This is a genomic window from Flavobacterium sp. PL002 (genome assembly GCF_054165825.1).
The window spans coordinates 3,086,419-3,112,774 of record NZ_CM135110.1; the positions used below are offsets into that span (position 1 = coordinate 3,086,419).

At 32.2% G+C, this 26,356-nt stretch carries 28 protein-coding genes; 13 read left to right on the top strand and 15 right to left on the bottom strand.

Annotated features, from left to right (window positions below):
* The first annotated feature begins 42 nt into the window (after positions 1–42).
* Entirely contained in the window at positions 43–2,046 is a 2,004-nt protein-coding gene (gene ligA, locus ACVEGE_RS13470) for an NAD-dependent DNA ligase LigA (protein ID WP_192500922.1), read from the top strand.
* Entirely contained in the window at positions 2,036–2,725 is a 690-nt protein-coding gene (locus tag ACVEGE_RS13475; protein WP_192500923.1) for a lysoplasmalogenase family protein, read from the top strand. Before ligA ends, ACVEGE_RS13475 begins: the two co-directional genes overlap by 11 nt.
* On the opposite strand, the gene ACVEGE_RS13480 is transcribed toward ACVEGE_RS13475, so the two are convergent.
* A complete protein-coding gene (locus ACVEGE_RS13480) occupies positions 2,717–3,628 on the bottom strand; it encodes a bifunctional metallophosphatase/5'-nucleotidase (protein WP_192500924.1) in 912 nt (303 codons plus the stop codon). The two genes, ACVEGE_RS13475 and ACVEGE_RS13480, sit on opposite strands and share 9 nt — an antisense overlap.
* 122 nt (positions 3,629–3,750) lie before the next feature.
* Entirely contained in the window at positions 3,751–4,548 is a 798-nt protein-coding gene (locus ACVEGE_RS13485) for a 5'-nucleotidase C-terminal domain-containing protein (RefSeq protein WP_173853028.1), read from the bottom strand.
* A gap of 47 nt (positions 4,549–4,595) precedes the next feature.
* On the opposite strand from ACVEGE_RS13485, the gene ACVEGE_RS13490 reads away from it, so the two are divergent.
* From ACVEGE_RS13490 to ACVEGE_RS13535, 10 genes are all read left to right on the top strand, one after another.
* Complete coding sequence (locus ACVEGE_RS13490) at positions 4,596–5,108, top strand: DUF6913 domain-containing protein (RefSeq protein WP_192500925.1); 513 nt, start codon at positions 4,596–4,598, stop codon at positions 5,106–5,108.
* Positions 5,109–5,113: 5 nt separating this feature from the next.
* The gene (gene dapA, locus ACVEGE_RS13495) at positions 5,114–5,995 is read left to right on the top strand and encodes a 4-hydroxy-tetrahydrodipicolinate synthase (RefSeq protein WP_192500926.1); all 882 of its coding nucleotides are present in this window, start codon (positions 5,114–5,116) and stop codon (positions 5,993–5,995) included.
* Positions 5,996–6,129: 134 nt separating this feature from the next.
* Positions 6,130–6,927, top strand: a complete 798-nt coding sequence (locus ACVEGE_RS13500; protein WP_192500927.1) for an outer membrane protein assembly factor BamD — start codon at positions 6,130–6,132, stop codon at positions 6,925–6,927.
* A 4-nt stretch (positions 6,928–6,931) separates the two neighbouring features.
* Positions 6,932–7,249, top strand: coding sequence for a DNA-directed RNA polymerase subunit omega (locus tag ACVEGE_RS13505; RefSeq protein ID WP_007138306.1), 318 nt, complete (start codon positions 6,932–6,934; stop codon positions 7,247–7,249).
* Between the two features lie 7 nt (positions 7,250–7,256).
* Positions 7,257–8,468, top strand: coding sequence for a bifunctional phosphopantothenoylcysteine decarboxylase/phosphopantothenate--cysteine ligase CoaBC (gene coaBC, locus ACVEGE_RS13510; protein WP_192500928.1), 1,212 nt, complete (start codon positions 7,257–7,259; stop codon positions 8,466–8,468).
* Positions 8,461–9,345, top strand: a complete 885-nt coding sequence (gene porD, locus ACVEGE_RS13515) for a type IX secretion system protein PorD (protein ID WP_173853023.1) — start codon at positions 8,461–8,463, stop codon at positions 9,343–9,345. The genes coaBC and porD overlap by 8 nt, the downstream gene beginning before the upstream one ends.
* Positions 9,346–9,393: 48 nt before the next feature.
* Positions 9,394–11,046: a DNA repair protein RecN gene (gene recN / locus ACVEGE_RS13520; RefSeq protein WP_192500929.1), complete on the top strand. Its 1,653-nt coding sequence runs from the start codon at positions 9,394–9,396 to the stop codon at positions 11,044–11,046.
* Positions 11,047–11,137: 91 nt separating this feature from the next.
* Positions 11,138–12,328, top strand: a complete 1,191-nt coding sequence (fabV, locus tag ACVEGE_RS13525) for an enoyl-ACP reductase FabV (RefSeq protein WP_173853021.1) — start codon at positions 11,138–11,140, stop codon at positions 12,326–12,328.
* Positions 12,329–12,650: 322 nt separating this feature from the next.
* Positions 12,651–13,166: a helix-turn-helix domain-containing protein gene (locus ACVEGE_RS13530; protein ID WP_458008550.1), complete on the top strand. Its 516-nt coding sequence runs from the start codon at positions 12,651–12,653 to the stop codon at positions 13,164–13,166.
* 11 nt (positions 13,167–13,177) lie between these two features.
* A complete protein-coding gene (locus ACVEGE_RS13535) occupies positions 13,178–13,714 on the top strand; it encodes an IS630 family transposase (protein WP_458008551.1) in 537 nt (178 codons plus the stop codon).
* Here ACVEGE_RS13535 and ACVEGE_RS13540 read toward each other — a convergent pair.
* The 13 genes from ACVEGE_RS13540 to ACVEGE_RS13600 all read right to left on the bottom strand — a co-directional run bounded on the left by ACVEGE_RS13540 (position 13,681) and on the right by ACVEGE_RS13600 (position 24,790).
* The gene (locus ACVEGE_RS13540) at positions 13,681–14,115 is read right to left on the bottom strand and encodes a zinc metalloprotease (RefSeq protein ID WP_225738183.1); all 435 of its coding nucleotides are present in this window, start codon (positions 14,113–14,115) and stop codon (positions 13,681–13,683) included. The two genes, ACVEGE_RS13535 and ACVEGE_RS13540, sit on opposite strands and share 34 nt — an antisense overlap.
* Before the next feature lie 35 nt (positions 14,116–14,150).
* Positions 14,151–14,723 carry a hypothetical protein gene (locus ACVEGE_RS13545; protein ID WP_173857550.1) on the bottom strand — a complete coding sequence of 191 codons (573 nt, stop codon included), beginning with the start codon at positions 14,721–14,723 and terminating at the stop codon, positions 14,151–14,153.
* 116 nt (positions 14,724–14,839) lie between these two features.
* Complete coding sequence (locus ACVEGE_RS13550; protein ID WP_173857551.1) at positions 14,840–15,280, bottom strand: hypothetical protein; 441 nt, start codon at positions 15,278–15,280, stop codon at positions 14,840–14,842.
* 88 nt (positions 15,281–15,368) lie between these two features.
* Positions 15,369–16,172 (bottom strand): hypothetical protein, encoded by an 804-nt coding sequence (locus ACVEGE_RS13555; protein ID WP_173857552.1) that lies wholly within the window; start codon positions 16,170–16,172, stop codon positions 15,369–15,371.
* Positions 16,173–16,197: 25 nt separating this feature from the next.
* Positions 16,198–17,223 carry a PAAR-like protein gene (locus ACVEGE_RS13560; RefSeq protein WP_458008552.1) on the bottom strand — a complete coding sequence of 342 codons (1,026 nt, stop codon included), beginning with the start codon at positions 17,221–17,223 and terminating at the stop codon, positions 16,198–16,200.
* Entirely contained in the window at positions 17,211–17,996 is a 786-nt protein-coding gene (locus tag ACVEGE_RS13565; RefSeq protein ID WP_192501183.1) for a hypothetical protein, read from the bottom strand. Before ACVEGE_RS13565 ends, ACVEGE_RS13560 begins: the two co-directional genes overlap by 13 nt.
* 6 nt (positions 17,997–18,002) lie before the next feature.
* Positions 18,003–20,138, bottom strand: coding sequence for a phospholipase effector Tle1 domain-containing protein (locus ACVEGE_RS13570; RefSeq protein ID WP_192501182.1), 2,136 nt, complete (start codon positions 20,136–20,138; stop codon positions 18,003–18,005).
* Positions 20,138–21,505, bottom strand: coding sequence for a DUF2931 family protein (locus ACVEGE_RS13575; protein ID WP_192501181.1), 1,368 nt, complete (start codon positions 21,503–21,505; stop codon positions 20,138–20,140). The genes ACVEGE_RS13570 and ACVEGE_RS13575 overlap by 1 nt, the downstream gene beginning before the upstream one ends.
* A 24-nt stretch (positions 21,506–21,529) precedes the next feature.
* Positions 21,530–22,126 (bottom strand): DUF805 domain-containing protein, encoded by a 597-nt coding sequence (locus ACVEGE_RS13580; RefSeq protein WP_192501180.1) that lies wholly within the window; start codon positions 22,124–22,126, stop codon positions 21,530–21,532.
* 1 nt (position 22,127) lies between these two features.
* Complete coding sequence (locus tag ACVEGE_RS13585; RefSeq protein WP_225738136.1) at positions 22,128–22,856, bottom strand: phage baseplate assembly protein V; 729 nt, start codon at positions 22,854–22,856, stop codon at positions 22,128–22,130.
* A 150-nt stretch (positions 22,857–23,006) separates the two neighbouring features.
* Complete coding sequence (locus ACVEGE_RS13590) at positions 23,007–23,300, bottom strand: hypothetical protein (protein WP_173855874.1); 294 nt, start codon at positions 23,298–23,300, stop codon at positions 23,007–23,009.
* Entirely contained in the window at positions 23,297–24,088 is a 792-nt protein-coding gene (locus ACVEGE_RS13595) for a hypothetical protein (RefSeq protein ID WP_173855873.1), read from the bottom strand. Before ACVEGE_RS13595 ends, ACVEGE_RS13590 begins: the two co-directional genes overlap by 4 nt.
* Before the next feature lie 252 nt (positions 24,089–24,340).
* Positions 24,341–24,790, bottom strand: a complete 450-nt coding sequence (locus ACVEGE_RS13600) for a hypothetical protein (protein WP_192501179.1) — start codon at positions 24,788–24,790, stop codon at positions 24,341–24,343.
* An 89-nt stretch (positions 24,791–24,879) separates the two neighbouring features.
* Here ACVEGE_RS13600 and ACVEGE_RS13605 point away from each other — a divergent pair, with 89 nt between their 5' ends.
* The gene (locus tag ACVEGE_RS13605) at positions 24,880–26,100 is read left to right on the top strand and encodes an IS4 family transposase (protein ID WP_192501455.1); all 1,221 of its coding nucleotides are present in this window, start codon (positions 24,880–24,882) and stop codon (positions 26,098–26,100) included.
* The last annotated feature ends 256 nt before the right edge of the window (positions 26,101–26,356 follow it).

Sequence of the window (26,356 nt, forward strand, 5' to 3'; positions counted from 1 at the left end):
GTACGCAATTTTAAAGCACTAAAATAGCCAATTTTTTATTTTATGGATAGTATAAAAACCATTCAATCTTTACGTGAAGAGTTAAATCTTCATAATTATAATTACTATGTTTTGGACAACCCCACAATATCTGATTATGATTTTGATACCAAATTAAAGCAACTTCAAGATTTAGAAAATAAATACCCTGAATATTTTGATGAAAGCTCACCTACACAACGAGTTGGAGGGAGTATTACTAAAAACTTCAAAACTGTTCCTCATGAATACCGCATGTATTCATTAGATAATTCGTACTCTAAAGAGGATTTAATAGAGTGGGAAAAACGTATTCAAAAAGTATTAGGTGAAGTTGCGTTATCCTACACCTGTGAACTTAAATATGATGGAGCATCAATAAGTATTACCTATGAAAACGGAAAGTTAAAACGTGCTGTTACACGTGGCGATGGCTTTCAAGGTGACGATGTGACTAACAATATAAAAACAATACGATCAATTCCATTAGAATTAAAAGGAGATTTTCCGGATAAGTTTGATGTAAGAGGGGAGATTATATTGCCTTTTGCAGGATTCGAAAAAATGAATCAAGAATTAATCGAAATTGGTGAAACACCTTATTCTAATCCAAGAAATACTGCTTCAGGAAGTTTAAAATTACAAGACAGTGCAGAAGTAGCTAAAAGACCCTTAGATTGTTTACTTTACTTTTTAATTGGTCCTAAATTGCCTTTCCAATCGCAATATAACGGACTAAAATCAGCTAGAGATTGGGGGTTTAAAGTTCCTAATGAAGCTAAACTGGCTAATAATTTAGAGGAAGTTTTTCAATTTATAGATTATTGGGATATACATAGACATGATTTACCTTATGAAACTGATGGTGTCGTTGTTAAAGTAAATAGCTTTCAGTACCAAGAGGAATTAGGGTATACTGCTAAATCCCCTCGCTGGGCAATGGCGTATAAATTCAAGTCGGAGCAGGTTTCGACTATTTTAAATTCTATTTCTTACCAAGTAGGTCGCACTGGAGCTATTACTCCGGTGGCAAATTTACAAGCTGTACAACTTGCTGGAACTATTGTAAAGCGCGCTTCGTTGCACAATGCTGATCAAATAGAAAAGTTAGACATTCGAGTAGGCGATACCGTTTTTGTAGAAAAAGGAGGGGAGATTATTCCTAAAATTATCGCTGTTGATTTAACCAAACGACCAGAAAATACAGAGAAAACTGTTTACATAAACCATTGCCCTGAGTGCAACACAGAGTTGGTGAGAACCCCAGGTGAAGCAAACCACTATTGTCCTAATTACTATGGTTGTCCACCACAAATTATTGGTAGAATCCAGCATTATATTTCGAGAAAAGCAATGGATATTGAAGGCTTAGGTGGTGAAACGGTAGCACTACTTTATAATAATGGATTAGTGCATAATTACGCCGACTTATATAGTTTGACCGTGGAGCAAATTCTTCCTTTGGAAAGAATGGCACAAAAATCTGCAGAAAACTTAGTAAATGGTGTAACAAAATCTAAAGATATTCCGTTTGAAAGCGTGTTGTATGCTTTAGGAATTCGTTTTGTGGGAGAAACTGTGGCTAAAAAATTAGCGAAACATTACAAGAATATTGAAGCCTTAAGTCAAGCAACCTTAATGGAGTTAGTTTTAGTAGATGAGATTGGAGAGCGCATTGCACAAAGCGTCATAGATTTTTTCGCTAATGAAGAAAATGTAAAAATTATTAACGAACTTAAGCAGTTCGGAATTCAGTTTGAAATCGTCGAAAAAGTAAATCCTAATGCAACAACTATATTAACGGGTAAGGTATTTGTGGTTTCGGGTGTTTTTGAGAAATTTTCTCGTGACGAGTTAAAAAAAGCAATAGAAGACAATGGTGGTAAAGTAGGGAGTTCTATCTCGTCAAAAACAGACTATGTTATTGCAGGAGATAATATGGGACCAGCAAAGCTTGAAAAAGCAAATAAATTGAATATTGCTATTTTAACAGAAGATGATTTTATAAAAATTTTAAATGAAAATTAATACGCTTAGTATCGTTTTATATTTTTCGGCTTGTATTGCTACAATCTTATTCAATACAGTAGGTCAAGATGGCTATATGTTATGGTCTAAAATTTTTATCGTGCCATCAATAGCATTGTACTATTTAAGCACGACTAATTATAAAATAGATTTTGTAAAAGCTGGTTTTTTTGGTTTTAGTTTTATAGGCGATATTTATAGATTAATATCGCCAAATAATTTTGAGACTGGGCAAATAATATGTTTCCTAGTCTCCTATATTCTGTTATTATACTACATATTCCCTAGTTTTATAAAAATTAATCTAAAACACAAGTATAATGTACTTTTGATAGCATTAATTGTATTTCTTTTGACGACTTTAGCCTATTTCATTCTCAGTTTAAAGTTTGAGAAAATGCAAACTAATATGTCGTTTTTGGTATTTTATAGCATCATATTAGAAACCTTGCTTTGTATTGCAATTGTTGAATACAGCAGAAAAGCTACAAATGTTACTGTGAACTTATTGATGTCAGTAATTTTCTTTGTCTTTTCTGACTGCTTTTATATCATCAATAAATTTTATTTAGCGTTTAACCTTTTCGACTTCATCCAAATATTTACACAAGTTTTTACCTATTATTTTGTAGTTAATTTCTTTATTTCGCATAAAAAACAAATGGTGAAATTAGACTAGAATTGCTGCTCCTTCGCTAGCTTTATTGTTATTAGAATCAAAATAAAAATCAATTCTACCCAAGTTAATTCCGTAACAACCTACTTGGTTTACTAAAACGTCCTTTCCTGCAAGGTTTTTAACAACGGTAGGTTTGTCTAAAAAAGTATGCGTGTGTCCGCCTATGATTAAGTCAATATCTTGTGTAAGTGCAGCCAAGTTTAAATCACAAATCATCTCTTTATCGTTCTTGTACTCATATCCTAAATGCGATAAACATACCACAAGATCACATTTTTGTTCTTGTTTTAAGATTCGTACCATCTCATGGCTAGTCTCCACTGGATCATTGTAAACCGTTTCACCATACATTTTCTTGTCTACTAAACCGTCAAGCTTAACACCAAGACCAAAAACACCCACTTTAATTCCGTTTTTCATAAACACCTTGTAGGGTTTTACGAGTCCGTCCATCAATGTGTTTTTAAAATCGTAATTGGCTGATATAAATTCAAATTTAGCATGTGGCATTTGAGCGTATAAACCTGGTATCCCATTATCAAAATCATGATTCCCAATAGTAGAGAGGTCATATTTCATCATACTCATTAACTTGAATTCTAATTCTCCGCCATAATAATTAAAATAAGGCGTTCCTTGAAAAATATCCCCAGCATCAAGCAGTAAAACATTCGGATTTTCTTGTCTAATCGTTTCAATCAAAGCCACTCTTCTAGCAACTCCACCCATATTTGCATTTCGAGGATCATCAGCAGGAAAAGGGTCAATATGACTGTGTACATCATTAGTGTGTAAAATAGTTAAATGCTTAATATCAACAGTTTTAAAACTACTCAATGACAACCCTAAACCTACCATTGCTGTACCAGCAGCTGTTTTTTCTATAAAATCTCTTCTTTTCATTTTTGTTTTATTTGGAGCTAATTCCCGCTATCCATTACAATCTTTTTTATCTCAAAACAAGAGATAAAAAAGGATTTTCATTACTATCGGGGCTATAAAAATCGTTTTTTAATAATAATTTGTTATTCAACAAGTATTCTGTTATCTTGTCTAGCGGTAATTGTATCCACTTCTTTAAAATAATCAATAAGGATATTCCTTAATTTATAATCTAAATCGTAAGTATGTTCTCCTTTACTAAAAAAAGTCATGTTATCACCTCCATTTGCTAAGTAATCATTTGTACCTACATAATATAATTGATTAGCTACTAAAGGTTTCCCTTGTACCAAAATATTTTGTGGTTTACTGTTTTTATCAATTGTAAAAGTCAAACCTGCTAGAGGGTGCGCTTGTTTTTCTTTAATGAAATACGCAATTAATTCCTGAATTTGAGCAGCTCTCAATGCAATAACTACAAGGCTGTTTTCAAAAGGCATAATTTCAAAACCATTTCGAGCAGTTACGTTTCCTTTAGGTAAAATAGCCCTAATTCCGCCGTTATTTAAGATGCAAATAGAGATACTTTTGTTCTCTCTCTTTTCAAAAACTACGTTTCCTTTCCTTAAAACAACATCAGCCATCATATTTCCTATGGTTGATTGGTAATTAACTGACTTTTTATCGAGTGTTACTGGACAGTAAGCAAGAATGCTATCAAGATCTTTATTGATATGATCTCTATAGGGAGCAATATAGTTTTCTATAGTGTTACTGAGTTCATTATTAGCGTTTGAAGCTGCTGATTCAGTAATAGGAAGTTGTTTGCCTTCAATTTTAGTTAAGTGAAGTGTTTTGTTACTGCAAGAGAGAATAAAAAAAAATGTTAAGAATATAACAAAAAGTTTTAAAACGTCGTTATACTTTTTTAGATTTACCATTTATAATGTGACTTAATTAATTAATTTTGTAAGCGAGTAAAAATAGTATGTTTTTAAGTTTTATAAAAGATTTTTCGGTAAAAAGAATATTAAAAAATAGTTTGCATAATGTAAAAGGCAAAACTGTTGCTGGTACCGTAAAAACAGTTGGCTTACTTTTAGATCTAAATTGTTTTTTTGAAATACAAAAAATACTGGATGCTTTAACGAGTCAAGGAGTTTTAAAAGAGAATATATCGGTATTAATTTTTAGCAATAAAAAAAGTGTAAGTACATCGCATCCCACTTTTGGATCTAAAAATTTAAATTGGAATGGCGAACTAAACGGTGCCGCTGCAACCTCTTTTATAAACAAAGAATTTGATTTGTTGATTAGTTATTATGAACAAGAGCGGCCAACATTGTTAGCGGCAACACTTTTTTCTAAAGCCCATTTTAAAGTTGGATTTGCAAACAGTAACAAACACTTGAATGATTTGACAATAAATACTAAAACAGAAAACTACTTGGTTTTTATTCAAGAATTATTCAGGTATTTAAAAATATTAAATAAAATATAATCTACATGCAATCATTAATAGGAACTGGTGTTGCCCTTGTAACGCCTTTTAAAGAAGATTTTTCAATCGATACAGATGCATTAAGCAGAATTGTTAATTTTTCTGTTGATGGCGGAATTGAATATCTAGTCGTTTTAGGAACAACCGCTGAGAATGCTACGCTGTCTCAAGAAGAGAAAGAGTTAGTGATAAAAACTGTTGTTGATGCAAATAAAGGAAGATTGCCTTTGGTTTTAGGAGTAGGAGGGAATGATACTAGAAGAATTGTTGAGGAATTGAAAACAAGAGATTTTTCAGACTTTATTGCAATATTATCAGTATCTCCATTTTATAATAAACCTACACAAGAAGGAATTTACCAGCATTTTAAAGCAATTTCTGAAGCTTCACCTCTTCCAATTATCATTTATAATGTACCCGGTAGAACATCAAGCAATATGTTGCCAAAAACAGTTTTGCGTTTAGCTAATGATTTTAAAAATATCGTAGCAATCAAAGAAGCTGCTGGTGACTTAGTACAAGCAATGCAAATAATTAAAGACAAACCTGAAGATTTTCTAGTTATATCAGGAGACGATATGATTGCATTACCAATGGTTCTTGCTGGTGGAGCAGGAGTAATCTCAGTTATTGGGCAAGGTTTTCCAAAAGAATTCTCTGAAATGATTCGTTTAGGATTGAATCGCAAAGTAAATGAAGCGTACAAATTGCATTATCTTATAGCAGACTGTATTGATATGATCTTTGAACAAGGAAATCCAGCAGGAATTAAACAAGTTTTTGAAGCTTTAGGAATAGCTGATAGTTTTGTTCGTTTGCCATTAGTAAAAGTAGATGCATCACTCGCAAAAAGAATTGCACAATTTATTGAAAACATAGATAAATAAGACCATAAAACAGGAGTTTTTTTTAAATAAAGAAATATTTTGTAGTAGCTAAATTAATAACTAAATTTGCCACCGAAACTTCGGTAAGGTTTTTTGTGGATTGTTTGCAATTCATAGATAAAAAAAACAAAAAAATGAAAAAATTTATATCTCTATTGCTTCTTGCAGCCCTTTTTGCTTCATGTAATGAATACCAAAAAGCGCTTAAAAAAGATGACGTTGCAGCAAAATTTGCAATAGGAACAGAAATGTACGAAGCTGGGAAGTATACTAAAGCAATTCGTCTTTTCGAACAAATTGCTCCTGCATATAGAGGGAAACCGCAAGCGGAGAAATTGTTTTATATGTTTGCTCAGTCCTACTATAAAACAAAACAATTTAATTTGTCAGGATATCAGTTTGAAAGTTTTGTTTCTAGTTATCCTAAAAGTGAAAAACTGCAAGAGTCAGCTTATTTAGGAGCAAAAAGTTACTCAATGTTATCTCCGGTTTATAGTTTAGACCAAGTAGATACGTTCAAGGCAATTGATAAATTACAAGCGTTTATAGATAGTTACCCTAACTCAGAATATACTGAGGAAGCAAATAAAACACTTCAATCATTAACAGCCAAGATTGAGAAAAAAGTTTATGAAAACGCTAAAGGATACAATACAATTTCGGATTTTAAATCGGCTATTGTAGCTTTGGACAATTTTGTTGCTGATTATCCAGGTACGGTATACAAAGAAGATGCTTTGTTTTATAGATTAGATTCTGCTTATAAATTAGGGATCAATAGTATCGAAAGTAAAAAAGAAGAAAGATTATTAGTAGCTAAAACAGCATATGCTAATTTAGTTAAATACAAGGTTGATACTAAGTATAAAGAAAAGGCTGACGAAATGTTAGTTAGAGTGGAACAAGATTTACAAAAATTTACAAATAAATAAAGTCATGGATTTAAAAAAGACGAATGCTCCAGTAAATACAATAACATACAATAAAACTGTTATTGAAGAACCTACTGGTAATGTGTATGAAGCGATAACCATTATGGCTAAAAGAGCAAACCAAATTAATTCTGAAATCAAAAAAGAATTAACAGAGAAGCTAGAAGAGTTTGCTACATATAATGATAGTCTTGAGGAAGTTTTTGAAAACAAAGAGCAAATTGAAGTTTCAAAATTCTACGAAAAATTACCTAAGCCACACGCATTAGCGGTTCAAGAATGGTTAGACGGTAAAATTTACCATAGAGATTCAACTAAATAACACTACTATGTCAGTTTTAAGCGGTAAAAAAGTTTTACTAGGAGTATCTGGTGGAATTGCCGCCTATAAAACGGCATCTTTAGTGAGACTTTTTATAAAAGCAGGTGCACATGTCCAAGTGATAATGACACCTGCTTCTAAGGATTTTGTCACCCCACTTACATTGTCTACTCTATCTAAAAATCCAGTTCATTCTAGTTTTTTTAATCAAGATGATGAAAATGAAAAGTGGAATAATCATGTTGAGCTAGGCCTGTGGGCAGATTTAATGGTTGTTGCGCCCGCAACAGCAAATACATTATCTAAAATGGCTTACGGGAATTGTGATAACTTACTTATAGCTACCTATCTATCAGCAAAATGTCCAGTATATTTTGCACCTGCAATGGACTTAGATATGTACAAGCATCCCTCTACAATTTCTAGTTTTAAAGCATTACATCAATTTGGGAATACCATAATTCCTGCCGAAAGTGGAGAATTAGCTAGCGGTCTTTCTGGAGAAGGTAGAATGGCTGAGCCAGAGAATATTATTGCCTTTCTGGAAGCCGATTTAGAAAGTAAATTACCTCTAAAAGGAAAAAAAATACTAATTACTGCAGGTCCCACATACGAAGCAATAGATCCTGTACGTTTCATAGGAAACCATTCTTCTGGAAAAATGGGTTTTGACATTGCAAATGCTGCCGCACAATTAGGCGCTTCAGTAGTGTTAGTTGCTGGACCTACAAGGTTTAAGGCTAAAAATGCTAATGTGAAAGTGATTAATGTGATAACAGCACAAGAAATGTATGATGCTTGCCATGACTATTTTAATGATGTAGATGTTGCTATTGCTGCTGCTGCGGTTGCAGATTATAGGCCTAAAAGAGTCGCTACTCAAAAAATAAAAAAGGCACCTGATAACTTTGTAGTTGAGCTAGAAAAAACAAAAGATATTTTAGCTTCACTAGGAGCAATCAAGCAAAAGCAATTTTTAATAGGTTTTGCTTTAGAAACCGAAAATGAAATTGAAAATGCAAAGGGTAAAATCCAGAAAAAAAACTTAGATTTGATTGTTCTTAATTCGTTACAAGATTTAGGAGCAGGTTTTGGACAACCAACAAATAAAGTTACTTTTATTGATAAAAATTTCAAGATAGAACCTATGGAATTAAAATCAAAAGAAGCGGTTGCAGATGATATTTTAAACAAAGTTATAGCCTATTTTAATGAATAAACTACTTGTACTTTTCGTGTTATTTTTATTTGGAACTGTCAATGCGCAACAGTTAAATTGTACTGTTACTGTCAATTCGCAAAAAATAAATAATACAAACCAACAGGTTTTTAAAACATTACAAACCTCACTCACGGAGTTTGTGAATAAAACCGACTGGACTGGGCAGAATTTAAAACAAAACGAGAAAATTAATTGCTCAATGTATATTACTATTTTGTCTAACAATTCAGATCAGTTTAGTGCAACAATACAAGTACAATCAGCGAGACCAATTTATAATTCTTCTTACTCTTCGCCAGTTTTAAACTTTAATGACAAGAATTTTTCGTTTAATTATACAGAATTTGAGAACTTGATTTTCAATCAAAATAGTTTTAGTTCTAATTTAGTTTCTATAGTTTCGTTTTATAGCTATGTTATTCTAGGGTTAGATGCTGATACTTTTGTTTTAGAGTCTGGTAGTGATAACCTAGAAATTGCCCAAAACATTGCTAGCGTGGCACAACAAAGTGGCTACAAAGGATGGAGTCAAATTGACGGTAATGACAACAGGTATTTTTTAATTAATGATTTATTATCGCCTACCTATACTGATATACGTAAAACGTCTTTTGAGTATCATAGTGGTTTAGATATGATGGCGCAAGATTTAAAAACAGCCAAAGAAAAAATAAAAGCATCCCTTTTTAACATAGGAAAACTAAATTCAGTAAAGCCTAATGCTTTTTTAACACGTGTGTTTTTTGACTCTAAGTCGGATGAGATTGTATCTATTTTTTCAGGAGGCCCTTCCATAAACATCGCTGATTTAACTGAAAATTTAAATAGAGTGTCGCCGTTGAACTCAACAAAATGGGCCGCTATTAAATTTTAAATTTCAGTACCTTTACAATTATAATTTTATTACTTCAAAAACAGCCACATGATTACTTCATTATCTATAAAAAATTATGCGCTAATTGAAAAGTTAAGTATTGATTTCTCAAAAGGATTTTCAATTATTACTGGAGAAACTGGTGCTGGAAAATCTATTATATTAGGTGCTTTAGGATTAATCCAAGGAAAAAGAGCCGACTTATCTTCGCTTAAAAATAAAGACGATAAATGTGTTATTGAAGCACATTTTGAAATTTCAAAATACAAGTTAGCTTCCTTTTTTAAGGATAACGATTTAGATTACGAGTCAGATACAATTATTAGACGTGAGATTCTTCCTTCTGGAAAATCTCGTGCGTTTATTAATGACAGTCCTGTAAACCTTCAATTATTGCAGGAACTAACCATATTTTTGATTGATATTCATTCGCAACAGCAAACTAGAGAATTATCTGATGAAAATGTGCAGTTTGAAATTATTGATGCTATTGCTAAAAATCAAGATAGTATTCAAGAATACCAATCAGCTCTTAGTAGATATAAAGCAGATAAATCAAAACTGAATAGCTTTATAAAAAAACAAGCAGAAGCGATTAAAGAGCAGGAGTACAAAACCTTCTTGCTGAATGAACTTGTTGAAGCAAATTTAAAATCAGGAGAGCAAGAGTTTCTTGAAGAGGAATTTGAAAAACTAAACAATGTCGAAATAATTAAGGAAGCGCTAGATAAATCATTGGCTATAGCCAATGAGGAACAAATAGGAGTGCTTCATAATTTGAAGGAAATCAAGGTGGCTATGCAAAAAATAGCAGCTTATTCACCTGATTACAGCGTATTGTTAGAGCGTGTATCAAGTTTAGTAATTGAATTGGACGATATTACCGAAGAATTAGATCGTTGTACTGATAAACTGATTAATGACCCAGAACAATTGGAATTTATTAATCAAAAATTACAACTAATTTACAACTTACAAAAAAAGCATCAAGTAGATTCTGTAGATGGTTTGTTAGAAATTCAATCGCAATTAGACGATGCAATATCTGAGCTAGGAAACTTGGAATCTGATATTGAGAAATTGACACTTTCGATACAAGAAAAAGCAATTATTTTAGATAATTATGCTACAAGTATCCATGATAATAGACTAATTGCTATTCCTGTTTTGACCAATAAATTAATTACAATATTAGATACTTTAGGAATGCCTAACGTGCGTTTTGACATTCAAGTAACGCAAGGAGAATCTTATTTTGCTAATGGAAAAGATGAATTGCAATTCCTTTTTGCAGCAAATAAAGGTACCGATTTTGGTTTGCTTAGAAAAGTGGCTTCTGGTGGGGAAATGTCTAGAATCATGCTTGCGGTAAAAGCAATTTTAGCTCATTATTCTAAATTACCAACATTAATTTTTGATGAAATAGATACAGGAGTCTCTGGTGAGATCGCTATTAAAATGGGTGAGATCATGAAAGAAATGAGTAAAACAATGCAAATCTTTGCCATTACCCATTTACCACAAATTGCAGCCAAAGGAAATGTACATTTTAAGGTTTTTAAATCAACAGTAGGTGAGGATACACAATCAGAGCTTAAATTGTTATCTAATGAAGAACGTATTGTAGAAATTGCGCAAATGTTATCGGGAACTGTCGTTTCTGATTCTGCTCTAAATCATGCAAAAGCCTTGCTGAACTAGAATTTTGATTATATTTGTTCTTAACAAATAATCTAAATTGATTACATTAAATACCACATAAAATAAAAATTCACCGAATAAAATATACAAAATGATTATAGAACCTAGAATGAGAGGATTTATTTGTTTGACAGCCCACCCTGATGGATGCGAACAAAATGTAAAAAATCAAATTGAATACATTAAATCAAAAGGAGCAATAAACGGAGCAAAAAAAGTACTAGTTATAGGTGCTTCTACAGGTTTTGGTTTGGCTTCAAGAATTTCAAGTGCTTTTGGTTCAAATGCTGCAACTATTGGAGTGTTTTTTGAAAAACCACCTACTGAAGGAAGAACTGCTTCTCCAGGTTGGTACAACTCTGCTGCTTTTGAAAAAGAAGCGCACAAAGCAGGTTTGTATGCTAAGAGTGTTAACGGAGATGCTTTTTCTGATGAAGTAAAAAAACAAACCTTAGATTTAATTAAAGCCGACTTAGGACAAGTGGATTTGATTGTTTATAGCTTGGCTTCGCCAGTGCGTTTAGACCCAAAAACAGGAGTTTTACACCGTTCGGTTTTAAAACCTATTGGAGATAAATTTACAAATAAAACAGTTGATTTCCATTCTGGAAAAGTGTCTGAAATATCTATAGAGCCTGCTGCAGGTGATGATATTGAAAATACGGTTAAGGTAATGGGAGGTGAAGACTGGGCTATGTGGATCGATGCTTTAAAAGCAGAAAATTTACTAGCACCAGGTGCTACAACAGTTGCTTACTCTTATATTGGGCCATCATTGACTGAGGCTGTTTATAGAAAAGGAACTATTGGTCGTGCAAAAGACGACCTGGAAGCTACCGCTTTTACAATCACTGATAGCCTTGCGGATATTAATGGTAAAGCATACGTATCTGTAAATAAAGCATTAGTAACTCAAGCAAGTTCTGCGATTCCAGTTATTCCGTTGTATATTTCTTTATTGTACAAAATAATGAAAGAAGAAGGAATTCACGAGGGATGTATCGAGCAAATTCAACGTTTATACGCAGATAGATTGTACTCTGGAAAAGAAATTGCTACAGATGAAAAAGGTAGGATTCGTATTGACGACTGGGAAATGCGTCCAGATGTTCAAGAAAAAATAGCCAAATTATGGCAAGAAGCTACAACTGAAAATTTAGCCGAATTAGGAGATTTAGAAGGGTACAGAAGTGATTTTCATAACTTATTCGGGTTTGGATTTGAAGGAGTAGATTACAAAGCAGATGCAAACGAAATGGTAGCAGTAGAAAGTATTAAGTAATACCATTTTTTCATTCATATAAACACCTTATTTTATGCGGTTCAAACCAATTAAAGTAAGGTGTTTTTTTTAGGAGCATCAACAATAAGTAATTCAATAAGCAATATCGCGCCATTCGTTATATCTTGTGGCGGCATAAGTGCCACCGCCACAAGGATACCACTGCTGTCACGGCTAAAAACGGAGATTTGTGAATTAATAATGTTTTAGGATTTTGTTTTTAGGTAATTTTATCTAATACCAAACAAAAATATATTATAGACCAATTTTTATAATTGTTTTTTTTAATGTTATATTTAGACTATATTATAAAAGTGATATTATGGCACATTCTAAAATTCTGACCATCAAGGAAACCGAAAAAGAAATTAAAAATCTAATTAAACAATCTATCCCATTTATTGGTCAACGCCTAAGAGTTCTGCTTATTTTAAAGCAAAACGAAAAAACAGGAATTTCCAAACGTGAGGTTTCAAAATTAGCCGTGGTAGATCCAAATAGCGTTCATAAATGGAGAACATTGTATATTAATGAAGGAATTGAGGGTTTGATGAAACATCATAAAACAGGCTTCAAACCTTCGGTTTTCACCGCTACTGAACACAATATGTTGGAAACAAAACTCAATGATTCTCAAAATGGACTTCAAGGTTATGTTGAGCTTCAAGATTGGATTGAAAAACAAACAGGGAAAATGTTCAATTACAACACCTTACTTTATTACTGCATTAGAAATTTTAAATCAAGCGTAAAAGTAGCCCGAAAAAGTCACGTTAAAAAAGATGAAAACCAAGGAATCTCTTTTAAAAAGACTTCGGAAGAATCTGCCAAGAAATAGCACTGAATGCTGTGGGGAATTTTGAATCTATAAATCTATTTTTTCAAGACGAATCGCGTTATGGTTTATTTACACGCAATGGCAAATCAGTTACTGCTATTGGTGTGAAACCAATTTGCACTTTCCAACAAGTCTTCAAATCAACTTGGCTTTCTGGAGCATTTTCTCCCATAACAGGAGACCATTTTCAACTAATACTCCCGCATTGTAATGCTGATAATTTTCAAGTTTTTCTAAATAACTTCACAAAAGAAAAACCCAAGGAACTTAAAATAGTCGTGCTGGATAATGGAAGATTTCATAAGGCTAAAAAATTAATCATTCCTGAAAATATTGTTCTTGTTTTTTTACCACCATATAGTCCAGAACTTAATCCCGCTGAAAAAATGTGGGCAAAATATAAACGACAGTTCTCTAATAAATTTCACAAATCATTGGAGGATGTTGAAGATTTTATTACTGATGTGGTGAAAAATACAACTAAAAAAGAGGTAATGAGTATCTGCGGGTATAGCTATGTGTTTTTAGATAAAATTTGGACTATATAATATGTGTGTTTGGTATTATAATCCATGTAATCATTCGTTTTTGAAAATTTGAATTGATGTTTAGACTCCTTTTCAAATGTATGCCGTAAACCAACTGCGTGCAGTAATTCGTGAATAATATTTTCCTCTTTTATAGTATCACCAGAATCTAAAATACCGTATGCCACACCTGTTCCTGTGGGAGAAAAACCACCAACTAGACTAAATCCTTCTCCATTTTGTGACTTAGCCACTTCCGAAGGTTTTACACAACGCATGTTTATAAAATAAATCGTAAGCGCTTTTTCTGAAGCTTTATTTTCTCTTTGTATATAAGCAACAAAGGTTTGCTTCCTTACATCATTTATGTAATAATGTTTTTCTTCTTCATTATATATTATAACCTTGGCTTTTTTCTCCATTTCATTTTTAAAAAGAGTTAAATCTGCTACATTAGCTAAACTATTTTCAAATCTATTAATAAGGGATTAAAACCTTTTTTAAGAAGAGCTTTTAATTTTTCAACTTTCACAATGTAATTTAATTTATCCCTATCCGAATTATTACCTGTAACTTCAACGAATCGCCAGTCTAGAGCAAGGGTTTTAGGTTCTGGATAGAAAAAATTAATAGCACCCACAGTTTCACCATCACCTTCAATTTTTAATTGTAATGGTTCAGAACTGTTATTGTGACAGGTTATTTTTATTTTTTTAGCATCTTTTAAATTGGTTGGTTCAAAAGTAAAATCGGGATTACTTTCAAATTTTATCTCCTTAAAAAATTTATAGTTTTTTTTATCCAAAAAATCAAGCTTTAAAGTTATTGTTTGCCCTATTCTCATGCTTACCCATACTGGATAGTACTTTTGTTTATAGATGGTTAATGGTTTGTATTCTTCTTCCAGTTTAGTAAAGTCACTGGTGCATATATTGATGAATTTATCAAAACCAAATTTTCCATTTTTAACATCCTCTTTATCAGCATCGAAAGTTAGGATTAATGATTTTTCTATTATCTCTAACTCCACGCCTTGAAACCTAGTATCTCCATAAATAATTTTATTCTAAAAACTCTTTTAAGAATCAAATAAATTGGTTTAGTTTTTGGATATCATTCTAATTAGAATATCGATCTATTCTAAATCTATCTGTATTTATACACAAAAAATCTCCCCCTTTTTTCATTAGTACTAGTTATAATTTCATTTCCTAAAACTTTAAAAACTCTTATAGTATCATTGTTATCCAGAATCCAATTGTTTTTTTTATCAATCTTAATAGTGTAATTAAGTGCTTCCCCCTCAATTGGCAAATAACCTCTACTAGAGTTTCTTGAATGCGAAATTAACCCCTCCGATCCTCCAGTATATAAAAACAAACATTTACCTTGATGATCATATATTATTTTTTTTTCAATAACACACCTTTTACCATCTATTATAATAATCTTGTTTTCTGAATGGACAAGCCCCTCTCCGTTAAAAACAATTAGTTTTTCATAAATTTTAGTTACATTTTTTAGATCATGTTTACTTGTACAACCAAGCGTTAAAATAATTGCAAAAATGAATATTGAGTATTTCATATGGAGATAATATTTATTTTTTAAGAAATATGGAATTTGCATATCTTCATTGGTATTTACTACCAATGAGGATATGTTTTTTTAATACTTATTGATTTTTTAAGGTTCTTAACAGTTCTACATTATCTCTTTTCTCAATTAATACATGAATAGCCATACCTTCAGATCCTTTAATGATAAAATTAAGAGCTGATTTATATGCATTATTTGAAGGCTCATAATTTTTATATCCTTTGCTTGTTCTGATAGCTTCCGCTTCCCCTTTTGTTTTATCAATTTGTACTTTGGGAACAATACCAAAACAGCCATAAGAACCCGCTAGTTTATTCGTATGCCCATTATTAAACCAGCCTCCAACATGAATCATAACGCCAATTGCTATACCTAAATCTTTTCGGGCATCGTCTATAGATTCACCATCTACATAAGTTTGCATCCTTTTTGTATGAGATACCGCCTTTAATTCCTCAGATTTGTTTTGCCTTAAGGCCAGAGCATCTAATTCTGCATCAGGCGGATAAGCTGTAGGAACTGTTGAAAAGAGATTTATGTTCTCATTAAACGGCTCAAAACATCTATTTGAAAGTTCTATATCATCATTTGGCCCCCAATTATCCTTGATTACTCCTCTAGAATACCAAGAATCACGAGTCACATTATAATTTGTGACAACTTTTCCATTTTTAATAACATCTAACCTATACGTTGGAACAACTAAGGATTCATAATCTAAATCACTTGGGTCTCCGTATATAAACTGACACGTATAACCAGTAATTTCTTTAGTTATTAACAATTTTAAATTAGTTGAAATTTTCAATTCAACATTGTGAAACCTAGTATCTCCATCAATACTCTTTATTCTTAAAACTCTTTCCGTATTTTCAGCCATAATATTTTTTTACTACTTTCTCAAATTACTTTTTCTTAGCAGCGTCCATTTCGTCCTGCCAGTTCTCTTGCTGTTCTTTCCATTCGGAGCGAGTATAGCCTTTGCCTTCATGGGTAACGTAAATTTCATTTTTCTGGGCTTCTTTTTGTTGTAATTCTTTATCGGTTTTGTGTTTTACTATCTCCGTAAAATCTTCAATAACGACTTGTTTTTTTAATTCGGCAGAACCATCTGCTCCTACAGTTCCTGTCAATGTCATTTCTCTCTCTCCCTCTTTTACATCATAACCGTTAATGTCATCAATAATTATACTTAAAGTCTCCCCTTCTTTATAGTTTCTAGTTTTAACCAAGAGAGTTACTTTATCTCCAATAGTTGCTTCTTTAATTTCCTCTTCCATTGCTGCACACATCCAAGTGGCGTTCAAAATCTTTTTCTCTTTCTTCGCTTCCTTTGGTGTTGACTCAATATCTGCTGGTTCATTAACTTGTGCGCAATCGGTTATTTTTATGGGAACACCGCCATAATTGCATTTTATGGTACTTTTTAGCAGTAACGGAAATTGGTCTTGTACTTTTATAGTTCCTACATCTTCCCAATCCCCCAATTGCATCATCGAGGCGCAAGGACTCGCACTCTGAGGGCTTTTTTTACAATTTCCTTTAAAAATGAGACTCTTCATATCTTTCTCTTTTACTGTGGCAATTTTTTTACCTTGTATGGTGGGGGTCTTAAAATTAACTTTAAGATCCCCTATGGGGTTGACACACAAATCGCATTGTAATTTTGCAGTATCTAACACAAGTTTTAAATCATCTGCTGCTTTTTCCTCTTTTTTTCTTTCCTCTCGAGCTTCTTCCTTATGGGCATCATTTTTAGATTTTCGTTCCGCAATGGCGTTATTTTGTGTACGCTTATTAATCTGGTCCACATTTTTACTCATGTCAAAGATTGCGTCTTTTTCAATTTGCTCTTTTTCCAGACGTTCCTTTAACATTTTATCATAATCAGGCTTACTCAACCCTCCAAAAATACTATCTAACCAACCCATAATACGTTGTGTTTTATATTTAAATTCTCGTTTTCAATTTCAAAAAATGCTTCCACCAATTGATTGTTTTTATTGTAGCGCAATTCTCCTTCGTATTTTTTTAGCACATCACTGGTCGATTCTATGTTTTTATGTATGTCATTTGTTTTTTGCGCTCTAATTACAAAAGACGGTTCTCTATTATCTGTCCAGATTTCTTCAGTAACCAATACATCGTCTAAATCTAAAATTGCGGCAGTCCTTTTTTTAGGTACTACATGCATGTCATTTTTACCAAATAATCCGTGAAAATAGAGGCCAAACATGTTTTTGGAATTCAGGTAGAAAAGTAGTTTTTCGGTATCATTCATCACATCCGAAATTTCATCAAAAAAAGCCTCCAATTCGTATCCAGAATTATCCACTTTCAATTCAATCATTTTGCTTTTCCATCGGTATTGCATTTCCTTGATATTATACACTTTACTAATTTCGCCTTTATCGTTTACCCCCATTTCGATATCATCAAAGGCATAAATATCCTCCTTTAACAAGCGTTCATTTTTAATGGTTTTATTTGAGCTAAGAGTTACCCTAGCGGTAAATACATCAAAAACAAACAGTTCGTCTCTTTGTCCTAAATTCGTAAACTCGACCTCTCGAATAATCGATTTCTCTACAATGCGTTTTTTATTCGATGAATCGGTTGTTACTGTTTCAAATCTATAATTAAGCCTTTTGTTTATGACCGGTTCTAGATAAAATTCATGTAAAAAATGGGTTAATGGGATCATAATCAATTATTTTTTTGGATATTCTTCTCGTATTCTATCCTTTGCATGATCCATACCAAACCAATCTCGATTAGATGACCAATGAAAATATTCATGTCGCAATTTTCGTAATAACTCTTGAGAAGTGTAATCTATTTCTACCTCAGCTTTTTCTATGGGAGAAACTAGTGGACGTTTTTCAGTTGTGCCATAGCCGTAATATTCTCGTATCGATCTTAATCTTTTTTCTTCTTCAAGTTCCAGTTTTTTTTCGAATGCTTTTTGTTTTTCGTAATCAAATTTAGGTTTATTCGGGATGTTGTCTCTAACTTTCTCTGGTGGTACTTCTCTATGTTTATCAATAATCTCCTTTGTAGTCAAAAGTTCAAAATCACTTTTAAAATCCCATTCTTTATTTTGCTCTAAAACATGAGTTTTTAAATACGATTTAGCCTGTTCTAATACTGTATTCCCAAGTATTGAATAATTAACTTCTACATTATCAGGCATATATTTATCAGTAATCAAAGGTTTGCAAAATCCTCCCATAAAATGAAGCGGGATATAACTATATTCTTTCTTTACGTTTCTTTTACTACTTAAAGCTTCATAAGCGGCTTGTTTAGCTAAATATGCAGTTTTGAAACGAAAACTCATGAGTGAAAATAATTCTATAACCTTAAGAGGGTAGTACCAAAATGGTTTTGTAATTTGAATTTCATTATCGTAAAACCAATGATTCCATATTAATTCTTGTCGCAAATTGCGTAATTCTCCACTTGCAGTATCTGAAGTTTCAAGCTTCAAAAATGCAGTAGTTTCAATTTCGTCAATCTCTTCTATTTCATTAAGATATGCTCCCCCTATATCGCAATGTACTCCTGGAAAATTTCTTTCCACCAAACGATTATCTCCATTATCATCAATCCGATTGTATTTTGTACTGACTCTAGTTAAAGCAAAATTCTCTCTATGCTCATCTTTGGCTGTAAAATGAACTATTTTTTGAATTTCCCCCATGTTTTGGAGATTTAATTGCTTTTCATCATCTGTAAAGTAACTATTCACTAAGTGCTTAATTCCTTTTATATGGGTATTATCACCACCCATGGGGCCAATTTCTTCAAATGATGAAACAGTATCGTAAATCCCAAGAAAACGAACAACAATAGTCAGCTCATTCAGCTCTTCTATAGACTTAACGACACCTTTTTCTAACAAGCTAATCCCCAAATGACCAAATTTTGGCATGTAACCATTTATAATATAACTACCATTTACTAATTGTCCATCACGATCATGATAAATAGATCGAATGTCTTTTTTTACAATAGGAGCTTTGGGGATATTATTAATATTAAATGATCGATAAGGGTTGTCAATTATCCTTTGCTGTTGTGGTATATTATCTCGAACTGTTTGTGGTTTTTCTTCCTTTTTAGGCACTTTATATTCATATTCACCCACCTTTGTTGCTCGATATACACCTTTGTTAAAATTAATCTCCGAAACAAAATTTCGTGCAGATGCTGCCCCACGACTAAAACCAAAAACATCTACCGTAATTACCTTAAGTTTCTTTTTGAACTCTTTCCCTATTTGTATGTTGTCTGCTAGTTTATCGCAAGCTTCTCGTACTCTAGCTCTAATCCCAGAGACGCTACCAGACCCAAACTGAAAGCCTTCGTCATCATCTCTACTATTTTTTTTTGTACCCATACCTTCTACATATATATCATAATTCTCATCACAACACGTCCACATTCGAGCCACATTAGTATAATCATTACTATAGCTATTGTCTGTACCCATTTTACCCATAAAATCTCTATGTGATGCCACAAAGTAAACGTCTTCCTCAGGCATATTGTCTAACTGGGTTTGTTCTGCCTTTGTTCTATTCTCTATGGCTAATAAGTCTTCTATTTTATCTTTGTTTGGAACATAATCATATCTAGCATCTTCCCATCTTTCTATTTCGGCATTTGTCAAATTCCATCTGTTAGGATTAGTATCTCCTCCTCTGGAATATTCAAGTCTTAGATCAGTATTGTACATATTATTCAAGGTGCCATCTATAAAGATTCCAAAATTAAGATTTAAATTATCTGGGGTTGTATCATCTTCTCCAGCTCCTGTATTGTAAACAAATGATTTTCCCATTAGTAAAATTTTTTGCTAGTTTTAATAACATCGACTATTGCGTTTTTATTTAATGAGACTTCTTTGTCTTTACCTTTGAGTACTACCGTGATAAACGTATTAGGTAAATTGACCTCAAGTACAATCTCAACTTGAGTATCTTTACCTTCTTTGTAAATTTCTTTAAAAGCATCAAAACAAGTTTCATCATCAAAAATTACATCCCCACCATAGGCTTGTCCATTCTTATCCCTCCATATAATTTTGATTGTTTTTGGAATAGCTCTCATGGTATATTCAGGAGTTAAAAGATGCTCATCAAATAGAGTTTCCACTTCACCATTAAACATTTCCATCCGTGCATAAATCATAGTAAAACTGGAATCGTTAAATTTGTTTTGTGTAAATTTAGGACTCCACAAATACTTTTCTCTATACGTATCCCAAATACCATAAGGTATCGGTTTCTTTTTGTTTGCTTCATATACCGCTGTAGGAACTATATATTGATTATTCATTTTTTGATCGCGATACGACTGCTGAAAAAATAGCTTTTTAGGATAATCTAAGTGATCTATCTCTTGTTGGTCAATCACTATTTTCTTCCCTTGGTAGCGCCCCACTTCAACTTGTTTTGAACTACCAAAGACCCAAACTACAACAACGCCTCCTGGAGCGTAGCCTACAATAATTCTACTATATGTTTCATGCCTTATTTTTCCAGAAGAATCTTTTTCGTCATAGCCTTCTTGAAATAGTTTTAACATCTTTTCATAATCTATAGCACAGTCAATGTGATAAAAAGTATCTTCGGCATAAGATACCCATATTATATCAAGTCTATTAGGCAATGATTTTGTATCACTGGTTCTCCCACCACCAGGAGCGCCCCAACCATGAATTCCTGATGAAGTCCCCATACTTAATCCTACAGAATTGCCGTCTTTTAATTCAAATCCTCCTTGATATACATCGATGGGGTATCCTAATGGTGCGTTATTGTTTTCTTCCCACTTAAAATATTCTAAATTCATATTATCAATTATTTTATCTTGTTTGTAATCAAAGTTAGCCCTAGCTGTATTGGTGTGGATTAAAAATAGCGTTAGGAGCGCCAATCCGCCCGAACAGATAAATAAGTTTCTATTTGTTTTTTTTATAAATAAAGTTGTAATAGAAATGAGGGTATAATTAATTGGCATAGCTAGTAGCGATAAAAGGATACAAATGGTTTTTTTACTAAGCGAAAAAAAATAAAAATTGACTCCGCCAGACATCTTTCGCAATAGTAAATAAGTAATGTTTAAAAAAGCAATAGTCAAAATGGCTAAAAATATTTTATAATAAAAGTTTTTTTCTTTGATGGGTCGGCTTGTACTTGTGTTCATAGAGTAGCTTGATAAATTTATAATTCAGGGAGTATTAGTTGTATAGTTATAATCAATGATATAATTAGCAAAACTAAACCATAAAAAAAAAATTCTTTTAATAGTCGCTTTTTCTTTTATTACTAAATTTATTAATACGAGTAGTATTGTAAGTAGTAGAGGATATAGTAAAAGGCCGATACAAAGGGATACAATTGCTTCAGCTAGACCACCGCCTCTATTATAAAAGATCATAAAAACCAAATTAATTACTCCTATGATAAACGATATTAAAACTATGATGAAAAAAGTTTTAATATCAATTTTTGGAATTACAGCTACTGAATGATGTTCTTTTTTACCAGAAAGTAGACAAAGATAAAAACCATAAAGAGGAATAAAAAAATAACCTGGAGATACACCTAAATCATTCATTCTCCTTACTCCCGCAGCAATTTGAGGAAAGACAAAGATTAAACTTATTAACTGTCCTAAAGAATCTAGTTTAAAAGATTCCATAAAAAGAACAACCAAAAACATAAAGATAGTATTCACACCAGTAAAGATCCAATAATCATATCTAGATAGTGAATCATTAAATTTAAAAGTTGATTTCCATATGCCTCTATACTTTTTTATCATCTTACCCAATATTTACTTTTGCATCGGTAGCTCCCAATAATTTGGCTACTCCAGCACTTTTGATTATGATATCGCCTCCTATAGCCTTGTGAGTTGTTGTGGCTGTCGTTTCCTTTAGATCACCACCAATGGTTACGGTTTTATTTTCATCTATACTTTGTTTATATTCTTGCGCTTGTAGGTTTAGTTTTTCTGTAACCGTGATCGTTTGGTTTTTACCAACATCCATGGTGCTATCTTCTCCAACCTGGGTAGTCATATTCTTTCCTACATTTATAATTAGATCCTCACCAACTTCAAAAGTCATGTTTTTTGGCGCAGTAACTACAATATTTCCTTGTCCATCCATTGAATACGTATTCCCAGAAGGATCTTCGATCAAAATACTTCCCTCACTATCGTTCATTATAATTTTGGTTCCTGAGCGGGTATGAATGGCTTTTACGTTGTTCTCGCCATCAGCATAGCCACTGGATTCACTACCGTTGTACTGACTACCTAAAACGTAAGGATTTTGTGCATTATTGCCTTCAAATCCTACTAATACTTCTTCGCCTATTTCGGGGATGAAATAAAATCCTTTTCCTGCACCTGAATGCGGTTGCATCATACGCATCCACTCGCTAGTGCTGCTGCCACTTGCCCAGTTGAAGGCTACTTTTACGCGTCCTAATCCTGCGGGTGTATTATGGCTATTCAATGATTGGTTAGAAAGTCGGGAGACTTTCATTCCGTTAACGACTTTCTAAAATATCAAAAAAGCGCAAAGTCATGAGACTTTGCGCAGCGGGGAAAAGTGTACAGTATAAATTGTACCTTCAAATATCTAATTGCTAACCATTTTTCAGTACATCACTTTATTTTTTGTATTTCGCATTAATTACTTTTTTTTCATGTAAAAGATATGACCATCGAAACATTTTCCTGCTGGTTTACATCCATATTTTTTTAATGTATCAGTTTCATAACCTTTTTTAATAATAATTAAGTTATCACATTCTGAAAATGAAAATTTACCAGTTGCGTCAGTTTTAATTTTATTAATTGGATTACTTATATCTTGTACAATAACTCCATCTAAAGGGGCCATTTTATTCAGATCATATATGTATCCTGAATTGTTTTTGCAGCTATACATGATTAAGAAGCTACTAATTAATAATATTCTTTTCATTTTATCTTTATTTTCGTTAACCATATTAAACCTAAAACATCATTTTCTTGGGCTATTATTAAATTGTAATCATATTGAGATTGATGAGGGTCATCCTTGTAATAGTGCATTAAATTAATTTCACCTAAAGATTTTTCTTTTATATAACTTTTTTTCCCGTTTGGTGTTTGCCATATTTTTGATGAATCATCATGCGTGAATGAATACAAAGTGCTACCATAAGCTTTCAATATAGAATGTCCAAGTTCATGAGCTGAAGTATACATAAAATCTTCATCAACTTTATGTTTAGCAACGTCCAAATACCCCCAATCATTAAAAAAAGAAGGCTCGTACCAGGCTAAAAAATTACAATATCCAATATTATAGTATATTTTTCCTAAAATTCCAGCGTTTCCAGATCTACCCCAATTACCGTTAGTGTTATAAATTAAATTCAAAGGATTTAAGCTATTATGAATTGTATTAATTGGAGTAGTTGTTACTTCAAACTTTTCATTATTTAATTTTAAGCTGTAACTATGTTCTCTACTCCAATACTTTTTAATTCCTTTAAGTGCTAATTTTTCTAAATCTTGAAATTTTCTTGTCCTTACTTTAATAATTGGATTATTTAGGCTAATTTCAGAAGCAGGAATTTTATCCCAAGGACAAACCGTTCCCATTTGTCTAAATTTAGGATCTGGATCATAATCTTTTTCATAACAACTCAATCCTTCTTCACCTCCATCAGTAAGATTCACTCTCAAAGTTACATATATTCTTTTAGCATTTCTGTCGATTTTCACATCAGTCCATTGTACTTCGCTATAATTTGTAGAAAAATCTACCGTAATGCTTTTCTTTTTGTCTCCTTTGGTGGCTGTAATTTTGGCTTTTAAAATTTTGCCATTAAATCGAATACTGTTATAAATCTCATTATCATCAAAACCATCCCAATGAATATAATATTCTCCTACATCAGTATAATCAGCAATATCGTATAAAGTATATTTAATTAAAGAATTTGTCTAATAACATTTTGTGAAGCAATTGGCAATTTAATACCATAGTATTTTTTGTGTTTTCGTATCTAAATGAATGGTGTCTTTTTTTATTTTACAAAAAATATACCTAGAATCAATTCTATGATGAAATTCCTTAGATGTGTATGTCCATGCACTATCAAGAGTGACTTGGTTTTTTTTAATAAGAAGTACAGATTGAATTGGTCCATTAACAATTTTTATAGAATTACTTTTAATTGTAAATTCTCCTTTGCTATTGGTAATACTATATAAGCTTTCATTACATCTAATTGCTATTTTTAATTTTGGGATTGGATTCTCATTTTCATCAACTACAACACCATGCAAATAATCAATTTCGGGAGGAGAGGCAGGAAAATACTTTGTTTCGGTGAATACACCCATTAATCCAAGAACGAGGATACCATATGCTACCAAAATAATAAATCCCAGTCCACATAATATATATATTATTTTTTTCATTTTATATCATTGTTGTCCGATAAAAAAAGAAGCCAAATTAATGGCTTCTTAAAATAATCGTAATTTAGAGTTGCAAAATTCAAATAACGATGGGTAAAAATAAGTATTTTTCGACTAAGTCTGTTTTCGGACAGCTAATTTCTTTAATAGATGACTCCATGATTCAGAAAGCTGTTGAGAAATATAATTCAGACCGATATGTAAAACGTTTCAAGAGTCAAGATCATCTATTTAGTATGATATTTTGTTGCATAGAAAAGTGCAACTCTTTACGAGAAGTATCTGGAGGAATGCTTGGTTTGTCAGGTAAGGAAGAAACTGTTAGAATCAACTCTCTTCCCAAAAAGAGTACTTTGGCGGATGCCAACAAGGGACGTAAGGTTGAGTTTTTTGAAGAAATTTATACCAATTTACTTCAGAAATATAGCTTCGTTTTATCGGACAGTCGAATTAAAGAAGCTTTGAAGAAGAATGTTAAGATTGTAGATAGCACCACAATAAGCTTGTTTAAAGATATATTAAAATGTGTTGGTAGAAAGTCTGTTGACGGAAAAAGTAAAGGAGGAATTAAATCGCATAGTGTGATAAATGCCGATGAAAAAGTACCAAGTTTAGTTTGGTTCACATCAGCCATAACGCATGATCATCAGTTTTTGAAAAGACTAAAATGCGATGAACATACCGTTTATATATTCGATAAAGGATACAATGATTACAAAGCTTTTGAGCATTTTACAGCTCAAAAAACAGGTTTTGTAACGAGAATAAAAGAGAATGCAAAATATGAAGTAACACAAACAAATGACATTCCAAGGAACATTCACTGCGGTGTTTTATCGGACGAAATAATTGAAGTTGAAGTCAATAAGGAAGGCGTAAAAACCAAATTGAAATTAAGGAAAATAATGTACTATGACAGAGAACACAAAAGAAGATTTGAGTTTATTAGTAATTTGTTTGACTTTAGAGCAGACACAATAGCTGCACTTTATAAAATACGTTGGCAAATAGAGCTTTTGTTCAAACAAATCAAGCAAAATTTTCCTCTAAAATATTTTTTAGGAGACAATGAAAACGCTATTAAAATCCAAATTTACTGTGTTCTAATAGTAAATCTATTGCTAGGCGTGATAAAGAAAAGCTTGAAACGACAATGGTCTTTCTCGAATTTAATTAGTTTTTGTAGAATTCATTTATTCAATTACATTCACCTAACTAAATTCTTAGAAAGTCCTGAAAAAGACTGGGAATTAGATCATATAAAAGATGGTCAAATAGGTTTATTTGATGATTATTTAGCAACTGGATAAAATTCGATATAACAAACCAAAAATTATATTTTTTAGTACATCGAATTCTCAAGATAGTACTCGAAAACAAGCTGAACTAGGTTAAAACCTCGTCAAGCCTTGCAAAATAAAGAAAAAATAACTTTCAAATTATTTTTACCGGACAACAATGAGTAAATATATACAAAAATGAATCATAATAAGTTTTTTTTTAACGATAATTTACTTAATAAAACCCTCAGCCCTTTATTGAAGAGGATTCGCAAGAGTTTCTATT